Annotated in this window: 14 protein-coding genes; 5 read left to right on the top strand and 9 right to left on the bottom strand. The window is 65.8% G+C overall.

All coding sequences use genetic code 11. The features are described 5' to 3' along the window. Window positions 1-7 precede the first annotated feature (7 nt). The gene (locus tag AKJ09_RS01445; RefSeq protein WP_146645374.1) at window positions 8-1,225 is read right to left on the bottom strand and encodes an MFS transporter; all 1,218 of its coding nucleotides are present in this window, start codon (window positions 1,223-1,225) and stop codon (window positions 8-10) included. Window positions 1,226-1,342: 117 nt separating this feature from the next. After that, window positions 1,343-2,584 (bottom strand): SMP-30/gluconolactonase/LRE family protein, encoded by a 1,242-nt coding sequence (locus AKJ09_RS01440; protein WP_146645373.1) that lies wholly within the window; start codon window positions 2,582-2,584, stop codon window positions 1,343-1,345. A 204-nt stretch (window positions 2,585-2,788) separates the two neighbouring features. On the opposite strand from AKJ09_RS01440, the gene AKJ09_RS01435 reads away from it, so the two are divergent. Further along, window positions 2,789-3,634: a hypothetical protein gene (locus AKJ09_RS01435; protein WP_146645372.1), complete on the top strand. Its 846-nt coding sequence runs from the start codon at window positions 2,789-2,791 to the stop codon at window positions 3,632-3,634. 26 nt (window positions 3,635-3,660) lie between these two features. Here the strand turns inward: AKJ09_RS01435 and AKJ09_RS01430 are convergent, their stop codons facing one another. The 3 genes from AKJ09_RS01430 to AKJ09_RS01420 all read right to left on the bottom strand — a co-directional run bounded on the left by AKJ09_RS01430 (window position 3,661) and on the right by AKJ09_RS01420 (window position 7,597). After that, window positions 3,661-4,209, bottom strand: a complete 549-nt coding sequence (locus AKJ09_RS01430; RefSeq protein ID WP_146645371.1) for a hypothetical protein — start codon at window positions 4,207-4,209, stop codon at window positions 3,661-3,663. Between the two features lie 213 nt (window positions 4,210-4,422). Next, window positions 4,423-5,883 (bottom strand): FAD-binding protein, encoded by a 1,461-nt coding sequence (locus AKJ09_RS01425; RefSeq protein ID WP_146645370.1) that lies wholly within the window; start codon window positions 5,881-5,883, stop codon window positions 4,423-4,425. 130 nt (window positions 5,884-6,013) lie between these two features. Beyond that, the gene (locus tag AKJ09_RS01420; protein ID WP_146645369.1) at window positions 6,014-7,597 is read right to left on the bottom strand and encodes a sensor histidine kinase; all 1,584 of its coding nucleotides are present in this window, start codon (window positions 7,595-7,597) and stop codon (window positions 6,014-6,016) included. Window positions 7,598-8,031: 434 nt separating this feature from the next. On the opposite strand from AKJ09_RS01420, the gene AKJ09_RS01415 reads away from it, so the two are divergent. After that, window positions 8,032-8,610: a hypothetical protein gene (locus AKJ09_RS01415; protein ID WP_146645368.1), complete on the top strand. Its 579-nt coding sequence runs from the start codon at window positions 8,032-8,034 to the stop codon at window positions 8,608-8,610. Window positions 8,611-8,687: 77 nt separating this feature from the next. Further along, window positions 8,688-9,074, top strand: a complete 387-nt coding sequence (locus AKJ09_RS01410) for a hypothetical protein (protein WP_146645367.1) — start codon at window positions 8,688-8,690, stop codon at window positions 9,072-9,074. Between the two features lie 263 nt (window positions 9,075-9,337). Here AKJ09_RS01410 and AKJ09_RS01405 read toward each other — a convergent pair whose 3' ends face one another. Continuing rightward, the gene (locus AKJ09_RS01405) at window positions 9,338-10,321 is read right to left on the bottom strand and encodes a helix-turn-helix transcriptional regulator (RefSeq protein ID WP_169927161.1); all 984 of its coding nucleotides are present in this window, start codon (window positions 10,319-10,321) and stop codon (window positions 9,338-9,340) included. A gap of 78 nt (window positions 10,322-10,399) precedes the next feature. Here AKJ09_RS01405 and AKJ09_RS01400 point away from each other — a divergent pair, with 78 nt between their 5' ends. Next, the gene (locus AKJ09_RS01400; RefSeq protein ID WP_146645365.1) at window positions 10,400-10,798 is read left to right on the top strand and encodes a VOC family protein; all 399 of its coding nucleotides are present in this window, start codon (window positions 10,400-10,402) and stop codon (window positions 10,796-10,798) included. A gap of 145 nt (window positions 10,799-10,943) precedes the next feature. On the opposite strand, the gene AKJ09_RS01395 is transcribed toward AKJ09_RS01400, so the two are convergent. Then, window positions 10,944-11,882, bottom strand: a complete 939-nt coding sequence (locus tag AKJ09_RS01395; RefSeq protein WP_146645364.1) for a ketopantoate reductase family protein — start codon at window positions 11,880-11,882, stop codon at window positions 10,944-10,946. A 66-nt stretch (window positions 11,883-11,948) separates the two neighbouring features. On the opposite strand from AKJ09_RS01395, the gene AKJ09_RS01390 reads away from it, so the two are divergent. Beyond that, a complete protein-coding gene (locus tag AKJ09_RS01390) occupies window positions 11,949-12,830 on the top strand; it encodes a LysR family transcriptional regulator (RefSeq protein WP_146645363.1) in 882 nt (293 codons plus the stop codon). A gap of 181 nt (window positions 12,831-13,011) precedes the next feature. Here AKJ09_RS01390 and AKJ09_RS01385 read toward each other — a convergent pair whose 3' ends face one another. Further along, the gene (locus AKJ09_RS01385) at window positions 13,012-14,634 is read right to left on the bottom strand and encodes a B12-binding domain-containing radical SAM protein (protein ID WP_146645362.1); all 1,623 of its coding nucleotides are present in this window, start codon (window positions 14,632-14,634) and stop codon (window positions 13,012-13,014) included. After that, on the bottom strand, window positions 14,631-15,650 hold the full coding sequence (locus tag AKJ09_RS01380; protein ID WP_146645361.1) for a hypothetical protein: 1,020 nt from the start codon (window positions 15,648-15,650) through the stop codon (window positions 14,631-14,633). Before AKJ09_RS01380 ends, AKJ09_RS01385 begins: the two co-directional genes overlap by 4 nt. Between the last annotated feature and the right edge of the window lie 108 nt (window positions 15,651-15,758).

Below are 15,758 nucleotides of genomic sequence, written 5' to 3'. Positions count from 1 at the left end.
TCGACTCTCAGGTCGGTGAGGCCGAAGCGGCGACCGAGTTCGAGGGGGCGGTTCGTCGCTGGTCGAGTAGCGCGAGCGACCACACTCCGAGACCGCCGAGCGCGAGCAGAACTCCGACCCAACCCGTCGACGCCCAGCCCCATCCGGCTGCGATGGCCAGTCCGCCGGCCGCCGGACCGATCGCGTTGGCCACGTTGAAGGCCGAGTGGTTCAGCGCGGCAGCCATGGTTTGCGCATCGCCGGCGACGTCCATGAGGCGCGTCTGAATGGGAGCGACCAGGCCGCCGCCGCAACCGACGAGGAAAATGGCAGGCAGCACGCTCCACGCATGGGGGACGGCGAGGGCATAAATGCTCATCGCTCCCATGCTCCACAGCAGACTCCGCGCGATGGCCGGCATGAGTGCGCGATCGGCGAGCCAGCCGCACACCATCAAACCTACGGTCATGCCAAGACCGAACAGCGCGAACGCAAATGGCAACGTCGATTCCGAAACGCGCGTTGCCTCGGTGAGTGTGGATGCAACGTAGGTGTAAACCGCAAATAGTCCGCCCTGGCCGATCGCTCCGATACCCAACGTGAGCCATACCTGACGGCGACCGAGAGCTCCCAACTCTCGTCGCCAGCTCGCGCCCGCCTCGACCGGTGAGCGCGGTGCGATGACGAGAACCAGGACAGCGGTCAGCGCGGCGAGCGCCGCCACGAGCACGAAGGCCATTCGCCAGCCAGCCGCTCGGCCCATCGTGTTCGCGAACGGGACTCCAATGATCGTGGCAATCGTGAGGCCGAGCATCACGCGAGCGACCGCCCCTGCGCGACGATTGGCCGGTACGAGCGAAGCCGCAAGCACGCACGCCACTCCGAAATAGGCGCCGTGCGGGAGCCCGCTGACGAATCGGAACACGACGAGCGATGCGAACGAGGGCGACCAGGCACTTGCGAGGTTCCCCAGCGCGTAGAACGCCATCAGCCAGGCGAGAAGCGTTCGTCGCGGAACCTTCGCGCCGAAAATCGCGAGAAGCGGGGCCCCGACGACCACGCCCAGGGCATACGCGGTAATCGCCTGGCCGCCGACCGGGACGCTGACGCCGAGCTCTCGTGTGAATTGCGGGAGCAAGCTCATCGTCGCGAACTCGACCGTTCCGATCGCGAAGCCGCCGAGGGCGAGCACCAACTGCAAGAGACCAACGTTTGCGTTCACGTTCGCGCGCGGCGTATCCAACATGCCGACGATGAGATTCTCGCGTGCGTTGCGCGTTGCGGCACGGTGACGAAAATCCGACGAGACGAACGAGGCCGGCCGAGCTCGCGGCGCAAGCTCCACCCTACGCAGGGCGCGGCGTCAGAGGGTCTTCGGGATGCGCACGATCTTGCCGTCTTGGATGCTCGCGCCGACGGTCGCCGCGTACACGTGCGTCGAATCGACGGCGACATCGTAGACGAGCGGCAGGTCCTTCATCATCAGGTCGACGGGGCCGTTCGGCGCGAGCCCGGCGTGCGAAACACTGCCTTTCAGCCCGCTGGCGCCAGGGCCGACGCTGGCCCAGTAGACGCCCGTGGCGTCGACAGCGAGCTCGAACGGCGTCTCGTCGGTATTCGCGATCTGTTCGACCGCGCCGGTGCCGTCGACCTTGGCGCGCAAGATCTTCCTTGCCGGCACTTCGGCCCAGTAGACGTAGCCGCCGTACAACGTCGAAGCCGCCGGCGTGTCGCGGCCCGTGGCGAGCGGACGAACGCCGCCATCGGTCAGGACGGCGCCGACGACACCGGCGTTTGCACCAGCTCCCTTCTCGGTGAAGTACGTCGTCGTGCCGTCGCTCGTGACGCTGGTGAGGCCCGTTCGTCCGCTCGCGACGGGCGCGGCTCCCGTGCCGGAAAGCGGCGCGCCTTGAACCGTTCCGCCGGGATTGACCAAGGCCCAGCGTGCCGTCGAGCTCCCGACCCAGAGGTCGACGACCTGTCCAGCACTCTCGTCGAGCGTTGTCCTGTCGAAGCCGACGAGATCGTAGCAACGGATCTTGTGCGCGGGCGATGCGTTGAACGACTGCGTGAAACAGACGTTGTTCGGCCCGAGTGCGAGGTGCGTGTCGTAGATGTACTGGCCTTGCAGCTGGCCCGAAGCGACGTACGGGTCGATGACGTCGAAGCAGGATCGCTGGGTGCAGGATTTGTCCGTCGGCACGCGTGAGAACCAGCCGAAGGTTCCAGCCTGCGGGATGCCGTCGCCGACCTCGACGAAGTAGAGGTGGTGACCGGACGAGGCGATCGTCACGGGCCCGTACAGGTGGTCGAGCACGGTCTCGAGAGGGCACGTGTCGACCGTGCATGCGACAGGCTGAGGCTCGACGATGGCTTCATCGCCCGAGTCCGTTCCGTCGGTGCCGTCTTCGCCGGAGGAGGGATCGTCGCTCACCGGGGCGTCGTCTCCGCGCTCTCCACCGTCGGTCGCGGCGCTCCGCTCGTCCCGACCGAAGTCGGCGCCGATGAGGGGGGCACACGCGCCGCTCGCGATACCCAGAGTGAGACCCAGCGTGACGCCCAGTACAGCGCCCAATCCGACGAATCTGAGCGAGGTTTTCCTCATGGGGGACGCTTTTCGGCGCTCGGAGCCCCGAAGGCGGCCGACACCGGGGAGGATAGCTCGACCTGGCGCCTAGAAGAAGGGCGCCTCTTCATCGCTTTCTCGCTCATGCTGGCCCGTCACATTTGCGGACCGATCGCCGACGATGAAGTCGTGAGGTACCCGATGCGTTTGGGGCGGAAGCGATACGACCGTAGTGGGCGACGGATGACTTGGGCCCTCGCCGCATTGGTTTGGGGATGCTCGCCGTCGCTGCCGGGGCGCGTGTGCACGACGCCTGCGCCAGTCGCGTCGGGTGGAGCGTCTCGCCCAGCCGAGGTGCCGAAGCAGCCTGCCAGCGAACACGTCGATGGCGTCGCGGCGGTGAGCCCGCTCGAGCGCTACTATCCCGGAAGCGACGATGCACGGACGGCGACGCCGCTGAAGCGATACACGACGGCCGTCGTGCTCTTCGCTCCGCCACGTCCCGAGCCAGCCACGCCTCTCGAACGGATCGAGACGCTCTCGTTCCAGCCGGTGGTGTGCGTGATTGCAGGGCGTATCCAGACGGGCGTCCGCTGCGGCGAGGTCATGCCGCGTCGCACGACCGTGCGTCTGACGGCGGCGTCGAGTGGATACGACACGATGGAGATCATGCGCTCGACGACACCGTTCACGTCGAGTCCGGAGGATGGCACCGTGACGTTCCCCGCACCCTACGCGCCGGCGTGCTGCATGTACAAAGGGTGCGCAGGCAAGACGATCCCCTATCGGCCGGCGGAGCGCCAAGGCTCGGCGCTCGCGACGTCCAGGACGATCCTCGCCGTCTGGCCCGAAGATGCAGACATCGATCTCGTGCCGCTGACGCCCGAGACCGACGACCCCAGCACTCACCCCTGGAAGGCCGAGCGTTCGGGGGCACGAAAGTTCCTCCAACTCGCAACCTCGGATCTCGATCGAGACGGGCGACCGGAGATTCTCGTCTACGAGCTATGGGCCAACGATTACGGCCTCGACGTCTTCGCGAATGGCTCGCAGGAGCCGATCTATCGATTCAGCTGTGGAAATATTTGACGCGCAGGTCGGCCGAAAAGGCGGTCTCAGCGTATCGGGCTCCAAGTGCCCATACCGCCCCAGCGATGACCGATGAGTCGACGCGGGTTCTTCTCCAACACCGGACTGCCGCTCGCACCGCACGAACCGCAATAGAGATCGAGATACCAGAGCGCATCGGGGGCGGCCGAGCGCTCGAGCTGCTTCGAATATCCCCGGAGCTCCCAATGGCCCGTTCGTTCGAAGCCGCGAGCGGCAACGAGACCGCCTGCGCCATCGTCTTCGAGAACGGCGAACTGTCCGTTGGTCATGAGCTGCATCGCGCGGAAGCCTCCGGTCGAAGGAGCGCATTGCAACCAGGCTCCGGTGAGCTTGTGCGCGAGATCTTCCCCGGACGTCGGCGGGTCGACGTCGCCCGACTCCAGGGAGCACGCGTCACGCGCCTGTGCGACGGCGGCCGCATCGAATGGCGCGAGAGGCACGTCGGCCACGAGCGGGCTCGCGGCGGGGCTGTACCTCACGACGTCGCCTTCCTCGTCGGAGGCCGATGAGGAGCAGGCGAGCAAGAACAACAGGGCGAGGGGAAGCGGTCGCATGGCTCCGCGCATCAGCCATCGTCGAGCAATTGTCGTACCGACCAGAATCTACCGGCGATGTGCGGAGGCACTCGCTCTCCGCCATGACGTCGACGTCAGGGCGGATCGCTTCGTACCGTCGCGCAGGGAGCGACGCCGCAGTCGAGTGGCTCGCATCTCGACTGCGGCATGGCCATTCTTTCTGGGTTCGTCGTACCTAGGGGCGTCGTTCGATCAGGTGAAGATTCCCTGACCGGGCGTCAGGACGTTGTCGGGATCGTAGTGGCGCTTCGAGCGCGTGAGGAGGCCCCACCGCCGTCCGAAGTGCTGCTGCCAGTCGTGACGTGAGAAGGGAATCGAGCCGATCGAGTAACGGGTTCCACCTGCGCAAACGAGCTTCTCGTAGAGCCTTCGGTTGTCCGCGACCATCGCGGCGACGGTCGCCGGATCATCCGGCGGCGCGGTTCGAAGAAGGTTGAATGCGAAGGCGACCGGCTCGTTGGGGAGAGGATAGAGCGATGCGCCGATCTTCGAAGTCGCGATTGGATAGAAGAGGATGGGCCCTTGTCCCGTATCGGCTTCGGTCAGCGTGCTGAGGACATTGCCGACGTATTCGTTCGCTTTCGACGCCGGAACGAACACGCTGTACCACGGATGGGGGAAAAACCAGACTCCGAGGGCTTTGAGGAATTCGACCGTTGGATCGATTCGGAACTGCCAGCCGGTGTACGTGGTTTCGGAGATGACGCGCTCACTCGGGTTGTCCTTGAGGCCAGCGAGAAGCGCCGCGTCGTTGGGGGCGGACGGAGGCGTGTAATACGCGGCGGCTTCGATCATGAAGCGCCAGCCCGTGTCGCTCGCACTCGGGACGACCTGGCCTTCGAGATAGCCGAAGCGGCCCTCCGCGAGCAGCCGGCGCTGGTCCTTCGTATAGAGCGCGATGTCGTCGTAATAGAGATTGTAGACCCGTGCCTGCGTGGGCGCGGGGATCATCCGGATGGTCGCGCGCACGATGATCGCGAACTGTCCGAGTCCGGCAAGAACGACTTCGAAGAGATCGGAATTGCGCGTCGGCGAACAGGTGACGAGGTCGCCTTCTCCCGTCACGACCGTGAGCTCGAGCACGTTGTCGACCTGCAATCCGTGGTGCTGAGTTGCGCCACCGAGGCCGCCGACGCTGAGCGTGCCACCCACGGAGAGGTCCTGATAGTCGGTGAGCACCGGTGGAGTGATGCCCACCGCGGCACCCTGTTCGATCACCGTGCGCCACGTCACGCCGGCGTCGACGGTCGCTCGATTGCCCCCGATTTGGTGGACGGTGTCGAGCGTGCGTGAGTCGATGACGACTCCCTGGAAGGCTTGTGCCTGACCGTAGTTCGAATGGCCTTGGCCTCGCATCGCGACCTGGAGGCGATGCCGGCGGGCGAACTTGACGATCTTGACGATGTCCTGGATGGAGCCAGGTCGGAGGACGGCTCGCGGCGATCGATGCACGATGTGCCCGTAATCGTCGGCGGCTTCCTGGATGCTTGTGTTGTCGGTGACGAGCATTCCATCGAGCGAGGGAATGCCATCGAGCGGTCCATTCGCGTGTGCTTCGGTCACCCACGAACGCCGAACAGGATCGAACCCGAGTACGACTGCCCCTGCCGCGAGCCCACTGAGAAACTTGCGACGAGCGAAAGCTTGCAACATTCGAGGTCCCCTTGTCGTTGCCATCGCGGCGGACACGTGTCCACGGATCCGCCGAGCAGCTCGGGCAACAGCGAGCATGCACTCGGATCGAGTGTCTCACGGAATGCGTGAAAGTCGCGCGTGCTCGCGGCTATCGAACGCGCTTCTGTGGCAGCTCTGGTCGCAACGACGTGGGGAGCGTTACACGGAAGGTCGTGCCCACACCTTCACGGCTCTCCACCGAGATCTCACCGTTCAGGCTCGTCACGATGTGATGACAAATGGAGAGGCCGAGTCCGCTGCCGACGCCGGGCGTCTTCGTCGTGAAGAACGGATCGAAGACATGCCCGAGGACCTCGGCCGGCATGCCCACACCGTTGTCTTTGACCTCGACGACGACGGTTCCGTCCTCCCCGGGCCGCACGGCGACTCGGATCTCGTTGCCGTCGCGCCGGTTGGACGGCATCGCCTGGGCGGCGTTGGTGAGCAGGTTGACGAAGATTTGGACGAGTCGCCCCTCGGGAGCCATGACCGTGGGCGGGTCCGCGTCTCCGTATTCGGTCGTGACGCGCAGCCCTGGTGGTGGCGTGCGCAGCGCCATCATGATGGAGAAGTCGAGCACCGCGCGAAGATCCACCGCTGCTCCGCTGACGTTCTCTTCGCGGGAGAACATTCGAAGGTCCTGGACGATCTTGCGGACCGACTCGGCGCCCTCTTTCGCCATACGTACGGCTTCGCGCAGCGTTTGCAGGTCACGCGGTTGCGTCTGAGGGGACCAGTCCCCCGCACCGTGAACCAGCGCAGAGATGCTCTCCAAGTTGAGCATCAGGTACGCGAGGGGGTTGTTGATCTCGTGACCGACTCCGGCGGCGAGCGTACCCATCGACGCAAGGCGCTCGGCCTGCAGGAGGCGCGCCTGCATCTTCTTCTGCTCGGTCACGTCGCGAACGAGGAAGGCCGTCGTCGGTGGGTGTCCGGGGGATGCGGGTCTGAGCACTGGGTCGGCCGTGAACCAGCGCCGACCCTCCGGTACGTCGATCACGTACTCGAGTGTCTCGCGTTCTCCGGTTGCGAGGAGCTTTCGCACGCTGGCAGTCAGCTGTTCACCGAGCGGCTTTCCGAGGACTTCGACCAGCGTTCGTCCTTTGATGTCCTCCGACGGCCTGGCGAGCAACGCTGGGTTGTTCGTCCAGATGCTCAGGTAGCGGCCGTCGGCGTCGAGCTCGAAGACGATTCCGTCGGTGTAGAGCGCAAGGACCTCGAGTCGAGACTCCGCGGTGCGAAGCGCGGAGGCGAGGTCCGCATCGGTCCGCGCGTCGCGCACGCCCCAAACGCGGAGAGGTTCGCTCTGATCGACCGCCGGCGTAGGGGTGCTCCACCACTCGAACGGGCGTCCGTCGCGCCGCGTCACGCGACGGCTCCAGGCGCCGCCGTCGAGCGTGATCCCCTCCAAGAATGCTTTGCGGTCGGCGTCGACGAACTCGGTCGCGATCTGCTCGAGAAAGGGCACGATCGAGGTCGGCGGGTTCTCGCCCACGTTCCACATTCGCGCGAACGGCTCGTTGTAGGCGACGACCGTCCCGTCCGCCGTGAACGCGAGCAAACCGAGCGAGGAGCCCGCGGCCCAGGACCACAGGGCGGCGGCGATCCGCTTCGCATCGCCTGATGACGTGGTTTCAACTTCGAGGCCGCCCCAGGTCGACACCTCTTCCACACTACTGAATTCGTTGCGCAAGTCAGCGAGGCGTAGTGCCGCAGGTGTTGCCCGTAGGTAGTCTTTGCCGTGGCGAGCGCCGTCGGCTGCAGCGTTTGCGCGTCTCGGCGGGGTGGCGCCTCTTGTTCACGCATCGAGGTCAGTACGTCCTTGACGGGAGGTGGTTCCGTCGAGAGGGAGAGGAGTGAACTCCATCGGCCGTCTCGGTGCTCGGCTCGATCGGCGAGGGCGAAGGGAACGTCCGCATACCATGCTCGTCGCCTGGGCCTCGACGAGATGAATGACGATGGGGACGCGCCACGTGAAGTCGTTGTCGCCGTGATCATCGACGGCGAGTTCTCGTGGCGCATCGACGTCGAATGTCCTCCACTCCGGTGACACGCTCGGTGGAAACATTGCGGATGAGCTGTTCATTCGGCCTGCCGAGCGGTCGCGAACGAAGTAATGATTCGCGGATGAGCCTCGTCCACTCTGCGTTGCGTGCTCTCTGCTCCGGCCGTGTTCGTCGCCGTGTTCGTCGCGCTGCATTCGTCGGGACTTCGTGTCTTGCGGCGATGGTCATCACCGGATGTGGGCAAAAGGCCGAGCCGCCGAGCGACCAGGGCCAACACCTCACGACCGCGCAGGCCGCGTCTCTCACCCAGTCGAAGACGCTCCTCGGAAAGCGCGTCACCGTCGAGGGGTATCCTGCGCTCTGCAGCATGGGTCATCGGTACCGCGCGGGCGATCCGGTTAGCTTGGAAGTCCACACGGAGCCCGATTGCCACGGACCGCGAATCGTGAATATCGACCTTCCCGCGATGAGCGCTGCGCCTGGCATCGGTGGGATGGGGCCGAAGCCGCGCAATCGGCTTCTCGTCGAAACGAATTTCGACAATAGCAATATCAAGTTCCTGACCGACGACTACCAGACGGTGCCCGCGAAAACGAAGCTCTCGGTCTCGGGCGACGTGGCCTATCCGATTGCCAACGAGGAGCCCCCTTTCTTCCCGACGTTGAACGCGCCGTCGCTCAAGGTGGCGTCGGGATCGTAGTCGTGGAGGGAGCGCGCTCCAGGGCTGCTGCGTGCGCTGGGACACAGCAACGTGCAGGGCGACCGGACGATGGGCGTATGGGAACGCCCCAAAGAGGCCTTCCGCTCGCGCTCGACAAGGAGTTCGGCATTCACGCGCCGCGCGAACACGGGGACGACGCCGTGGAGACGCTGCACGATCTCAATGATCGCGCGGTCAAAATGTTCTTCGCCATCAGCGGGAACCTGCTTCAAGCGGCCCCGGACACGCAGTACGCCGCGCAAGGCTTTTGCCGCGTTCCGCTCGCCGTCCACGTGTCGACCAAGCTCCATCGTGGACTTGATCGCGGGGAAGCGCGCGCTGGTTTTACCGTGCTTCGGCCGCGCCGAAGCGGACGTGCGTATGGGCAAGCTCCAGGTCGCGACCGCGGAGGACACGATGGGAATCGTCAATCCATCGTGCGGAAACGAGACGCCGGCCTCTGAACATCTGCGGAGCGACGTGGAGATCCTCGTTCGCATGGCCCAGGCCACGTTCGGATATTCGAGAGCTCGGATTGACGGCGGGGCAATGGGTCGACATCACGAGCCACTACGAGGGAGAGCAGCGCGTCGCACGCCGCTTCAAGCTCGTGGAGTATCCCATCGCCGGAAGAGCGCGGCGACCTACTATCCCGAGGCCAACGTTCTCGTGCCGGTGCGCGACGTCGCGAAGGAGAGCAACCAGCCGGCGCACAAGTGCGTGCGGATCACTCTCCGCCCGATTTGGAATGACCGCTCCTGACGCTCGCACGTAGGCGGTTCGCGACGATCGTCAGGTGACGACGGAGCTCAGGGGACGCGGCGAGGACCTCGAAGTCGATGCCGAGCCACACGATCCTTGCGACGAGCACGTCCAGCGTCGGCGCGCCGAGCTCCATCGTGCATTTGCCGGCCGAAGCTGGCTCGAAGAGCGCGTCGAACGCCCCCACGCGGGGCCGCACTTCCTCGATCCCAGCGTGAAGGAGGACTTTGGCGCGGTGTGGGAACGGAGACGCGGAGATTGATCTCGTCACGTACGCCACGAGATCGGCGTCGGGGGGAGGCCGCGCGTTGAACCGCTCGTTCTTTGCTTCGACGACTGCCATACGGTCGAGCCGGAAGATGCGCCAGTCCTCCTTCGCGAGGTCCCAGGCGAGGAGGTAGAAGAGGGCGCCGATGTGCACGAGACGCAGCGGCTCCACCCGCCGGTCTGTCGTCGTACCGTCGCGGCTGGTGTACGTGATTCGTGTCACGAGCCGCTCGTTGCACGCGCCCGCGAGGGTCGACAGCTTCGCGAGCGAGAGTGGACGCGAACGAACGCTCAATCCGACCACGGAGCTTTGGAGCATGCGGAGGTTCTTCCGCAGGCGCGACGGAAGAACACGCTCCAGCTTCGCCAACGCGCGCATCGCCGCGGTGCCGGCCTCGGTGATCCCGGTACCCGTCACTGCGTGGAGACCAACGAACACCGCCGTGGCTTCGTCCTGGTCCAGGGAGAGTGGTGGCAGCGAGGCACCCGCCCCGAGCTGATAGCCGCCCGCGACCCCCGTCGCCGCTTCGATCGGATAGCCGAGGCGCCGCAGCCGATCGACGTCGCGACGGAGGCTCCGCGTCGTGATTTCGAGCCGCTCCGCGAGCTCGGCACCGGTCCAGGTGGATCTCGATTGGAGTAGGGTGAGAAGACGAAGAAGGCGTGCGGTGGCCTGGATCACGATACGACGAGCCTCGCACCTATTGAGGACCAAATCTGTCCTCAATAGGTGCCAGAGTCCTCGGACAAGGAGATCGTCATGAAATTCTCGTCCGTTCGCCTGATCGCCGCCGACATCAAGACCATGGTTGCCTTCTACGAGATGGTGACCGGCCTCTCCGCGAACTGGCTCGCCCCCGTGTTTGCCGAGATCGTCACACCGGGCGCCACGCTGGCGATCGGCAGCGTCGAGACCGTGGCCTTGTGGAAACCGGGCAGCGCGGAGGCGGGGGCCAACCGCACCGCCTTCATCGAGCTCCAGGTCGAGGACATCGACGCTGAATACGAGCGTCTAAAGGGCACGGTTCGACTCGTGCATGAGCTGAAGATGATGCCGTGGGGCAACAAGACCTTCCAGTTCCGCGACCCCGAAGGCACGGCCGTGTCGCTCTACATGCCGGCGACCGATGAAGCGAAGAAGCGTTTCGCGACGCGCTGACCGTTTCCAGTCGTCGGCTCTTGGGAGCACGTCGAGGAATGTTGTTTCGATTGTCATAGCGTCTGGGCGACAGCGACGATGACAGACGACGAGGCAGCTGTCCGTCGCACGAGGAGTCTGCCCGCCGCGCGTTGGTGCGAGTACGCTAAAAAAGGTGAGACAGGGCCTCGAGGCGCGGCGCGGGTACGCCGAGCCGCCGGGCTTCGGCGAGCGCGTCGCGCGCGGTGAAGCGGAGCTCTTCCGGGTTCGTGTGTGCGTCGAGGACGAGGCGAGCGGGCGCATAGAGTTTCATGACGAGGCCGAAGAGAAAACCCGCAACTCTGGGCGGGAAGCGGAAGAGCGCGGTCGAGGCGGAGTGGTCGCGGAGGTCGACACCGCGGGCAGCGACGATGCTGAGGCACTCGCGCACGTTGCGCATGGCATCGGCGCGCTCGGCGCCTGACGCCAGGAGCTGGCTGAAGGAGCCTGCGTGAAGGACTTGCGCGAGGAGGCCCGCGTTGACCGCAAAGTGGACGAACAGCCAGCCGCGGAAGTCGGCCTGTTCCTGAATGCCGAAGCCACATTGCCGAAAGAAGGCCTCGACCGCGCGTGCACGCTCCGTTGGCGCGTCACCGCCGAAGCGTCCTATCTGGATCCTCGGGAAGAGGGCGCCTCGGAGCACGCCGTGCCCGTCGAAGCCACCGCCTGCGATCGGAAAGCCCCAGACGAGTTGTTCACTGGGGAGTGAGGCGGCGGCTTCTTGAGGCTCGGCGAAGAAGTTGTTGAAGACGAGGATGGTCGCGCGACTCGCGCGCGTTGTAAGGAACGCGGCGGCCTCGGCGAAGCGATAGTGCTGCACGCTGACGACGATGAGATCGTAGTCGTGTTCTGCGGCGAGCTCCTCGATGTAGTAGGGCGTCAACGTCTCTTCGGTGAGCACGCCGCGGAGGCGCGGGCGCACGTCGAGGACGGAGATGGGCAACGTCGGTCCGTAGGCCGCTGAGCGCCCTTCGCGAACGTAGAAGTGCACCGTGTGGCCGGCGCGCATGAAAGCCCAGCCATAGAGCGTGCCGATCACCCCGCGTCCAAACACCAAGATCTTCATTGGGCTAGGGTGCTGCGCTGGGGAGCTTTTCGACAACGTTCATACGCGCTAACCCGATTCGCGTTCATGCAAACCGAACCGCCCTGGGACGATCTCCGGCTCCTCCTCGCGCTGCACCGGCATCACAGCTTCGTCGGCGCCGCGAAGGCGCTGGGGGTCGCCACCTCGACCATCGCACGGCGGATGGATGCGCTCGAGACGGTACTCGGTCGCGTGCTCGTGCATCGCGGCTCCGGCGGCACGTTCGTGGACGCGGACGCGCTGAAGCTCGTGGCGCTCGCCGAGCAGATGGAGCTCGGCTTGCGCGCCATGCGTCGCGACGAAGGCGACGCCGCGCTCACGGGTACGGTGAGGATCTCGCTCCCGGAAGGCGCGGTGCGGCCGGTCATGGAACGCCTCTCGGAACTGCGACGACGGCATCTCGGGCTGACCCTCGAGATCCTGTCCGAGGCGCGGCTCGTGGATCTCGCTCGACGCGAGGCAGACGTTGGCCTGCGCGCGAGCAAGTCTACGTCGCCCAGCGTGGTTCACCGCTCGGTGGGGCGCGCCACGTTTGGACTCTACGCGTCGCCCAGCTACGTCGAGCGCCGCCTTCGCGGTCGTCGATTGAAGCGCCGCGATTTCGCGTTGCACGATTTCCTAGGTCATGACGGCGCGCTCGCCCAGGGTATGCAGAGCACGTGGCTGGTCGCGCACGGCGCCACGCGTTTCGTCGTGCGCTCCAACTCCGACATCGTGCTCATCGAGGCCGCCGCGTGCGGCGAAGGCATAGCGCTCCTCGCCGACAGCGCAGGGCTCGGCGCAGCTGGTCTCGTGCGGCTCGAGAGTGACGCCGAGGTCCCGTCGATGCCGATCTACGTGGCCTACCAGCGCGACCTCCGCAAGGTGCCGCGCGTGCGCGCGGTGGTGCAGGCGCTCGCTGCAGCGCTCGGCGACACACTTCGTTAGGTGGAGGCGACGGGCGAGACCCGGGCGTTCGGCGAGCAGTGCGACGGCGGCAACGGTTGCGACGCGAACTGCCGCTACAACGGCGTTCACTGACGGACCGGCGAACGCGAAGCTCACGCCCCGGCGGATTCGTCCGTCGGGGCGTGATGCTTTTGTGCAGCTCGCGAGTGCTTCGTGACGCCTACGAACCGGCAGCGACCTCGAACCCGCCGCGACTTCGAACCTGGGCGTTGCCCTGGCGATGCGTTTGAACGCGGCCGCGCGCGTGGAGTTGGTTCCAGAGCGCTTCGGTGCGTTCACGCAGCGGCATGTCGAACGCACCGATGGCGAGGCCTTGCTCGACGGCGAAGCGCTGCATGGCTCGAGCGTCGCGCAGGGGCGCGTTGGCCACGAGGTCTCTCAGCTCTCGGAGGCGTGCGACCGTGTCACGACGCGCTTCGATCCCGAGCTTCGTCACCGCCTCGTCGAGTGCCGAGGTTGCGCGGGAGGGGAAGAAATGGGCGTGGAGTTGGCGCGCGAACGAGAGGCTGATGAGGCGGTTGAGGAGGCTGTCGATCGCGAGGGCCCGCTCGTTCAGGCTCACGCGTAGAATGCGGAACATCACCTCCGCCCGTTCGTCGCGCATGCGGTACCCGAAGCTGCGCCAGTTGCCTTCGAGGCGCCCTTCGGTGGCGAGTCGCTCGCGGAGGGCCGTGCCCGAGTAGATCTCCGTCCGGCAGACGTTCCACGGCAGGTCGAGGTTCCGGTCGGCCATGTCGAGCGTCGTGCCGACGTCGTCGAGGGTGCAATCCGGATCGAAGAGCATGAAGTTGAACGACGGGACGATGCCCGCCGCTCGGCAGTTGTCGATGGCCGAGTCGTTGTGGATCGGCAGGTGCGTGCGCCCGAGATACTTGAGCCGCTTCGAGGAGGCGTTCTCGACGCCGAGAAACATGTGAATGGCCCCCATCTCGCGCGCCGCCTGCGCGACGGGGAGGGAGATGTTCTCGGGCCGCCCCTTGATCCAGAAGACGACGTCGCCCACGCCGCGTTCGCGAATGGCGGACTTGATGCGCTCCATGCGCGTGATGGCGGCACGCTCACCAGGGAGCACGAAAAGGTCGTCCTGGACGAAGAAGACCTTCGCGCCTCGCTCGTGGTAGGCGAACGCGATCTCGTCGGCGACGGCTTCGGGAGCACGCAAGCGGTAGGACTTCCGCTGCTCGGAGGTATACGCCGCGATGCTGCAATAGCTGCACTCGCCCACGCAGCCGCGTGCACTGATGAGGAAATCGACGGTCATGCCGCCGACGACGTAGGGCTCGGGGCTCCGTTCGGGCCGCGGTAGCGCATCCAGATCACCGAACGCCGGGCGCACGGGGCCTTTGACCACCCGATCGCCTTCGCGCCAGACGAGTCCTGCGATCGAGCGCGGGCTCTCTCCTCGCGCGATGGCCTCGAGCATCTCCACGAGCGTCTCTTCGCCGTCGTGGCGAACGACGGTGTCGAGCTCGGGGAGCTCGGCCAGAAGTTCCTCCCAGCAGAACGTGCCGACGTGACCACCGCACGTCAGGTGGCCACGAAACCCTCGCTCGCGCAGCGTGCGCACGAGGAGTACGTAGTCATCCACGTTGTTCTGGAAGGCGATGCCGAGGCCGATGAGATCGGGTTGTTCGGCGAGCGCTCGCTCGACGGTGCGATCGAGATCTTTTCGATACGCATAAGCGACGACGGCGACCTCGTGGCCCTTCGCGCGTGCGTAGGCCGCGAGATATCCGAGCGCGAGGTTCTCCTGCTGAATCGGTCCGATGAGGACGGCCTTCATGCGGCCTCCCACAGAACGTCGGAGAGGAAGTTCTCGACGGCCGCGCCGCTGTCGTTCCAGACCGCGACCTGCCCGAAAGGCGCGTGCCCATCCTCGTCGGGAAGCGTCCAGAGCATGACGTCGTCGGCCACGCGCTCGAGCGTCCCGCCCGAGATGCGCCACTCGTATCGTGTGTTCGCCCCGGCGTCGGTCTCTGCGAAAAGGAGCACCTGGCGGCCTGCGCGCGCCACCTCGACGACCCGCAGGCGAAGGACGCTCCCGAGCGGGAGATCGTCACCGCTATTGTCGCTCACGATGGGGCTCGGGGCCATCTCGGCAATGACCTGGCAGATCGTGCACGAGTCGCCCGAGCTCACCCATTCGCGGTGGTCGTAGTCGTAGCTGCAGAGATCCATCCGGGTGATGGATTCGACGGTCTTGGTACCGCCGTCGTCGCATGCGATGGCAAACGACGCCTTGACGACCATTTCATCGCCGAGGCTCGCGTACGGCATGTCCGCCCAGCCGGCGAGGAATTGATAGCCGCCCGCTACTTCGACGATGTCGGTCACCTTCATCGCCAGGAGCTCGGGCGACGATGCCGAGACGACCGAGACCGTCGGAGGTTCGACGATGCCTACGATGGACGGCGGCACGGCGATGAAACCGCGAGCGGTCTTGTTGGCTGGCGAGAAGCTGTCGAGGGTGATCCGCGCAGCGGTGTTGCTCTTGGCGGTGGGCTCCGAGACGGCGCAAATCTGCCCGGGCTCCGCCGGAGTGCCGGGGGGCGGAAGCTCGACGATGTGGGTCGCGCCGTATTGTTTGCAGTAGTTCGTTACCTCGGGCGGCGGAAGGTAGGGCGGGTCCGCAGCATCGAAAGACGGTCCGGACGTATCCGTTGGGGCGTCGGCCGCGGCGTCGGACCCGGTGAAGTCACCCGTTCCGCTCCCGCAGCCGTCGACCGTGGAAACCAACATCGTGGCGACCAGCGCAGGAAACGCTCCACCCGTCGTGAACACGACTCGCAGCTTTCGCATGGCGCAACACCATACAGCGCAAACGCGGCCGCCCACACAACAGGCTATTTCGTATTTGGTTTTGCTCTCACCATGTGGGCCGCGCCTCTCGCAGGGCACTGACGGGAG

This window comes from Labilithrix luteola, assembly GCF_001263205.1.
Lineage (GTDB): Bacteria > Myxococcota_A > Polyangia > Polyangiales > Polyangiaceae > Labilithrix > Labilithrix luteola.
This window is presented reverse-complemented; position numbering and strand designations above follow the sequence as displayed.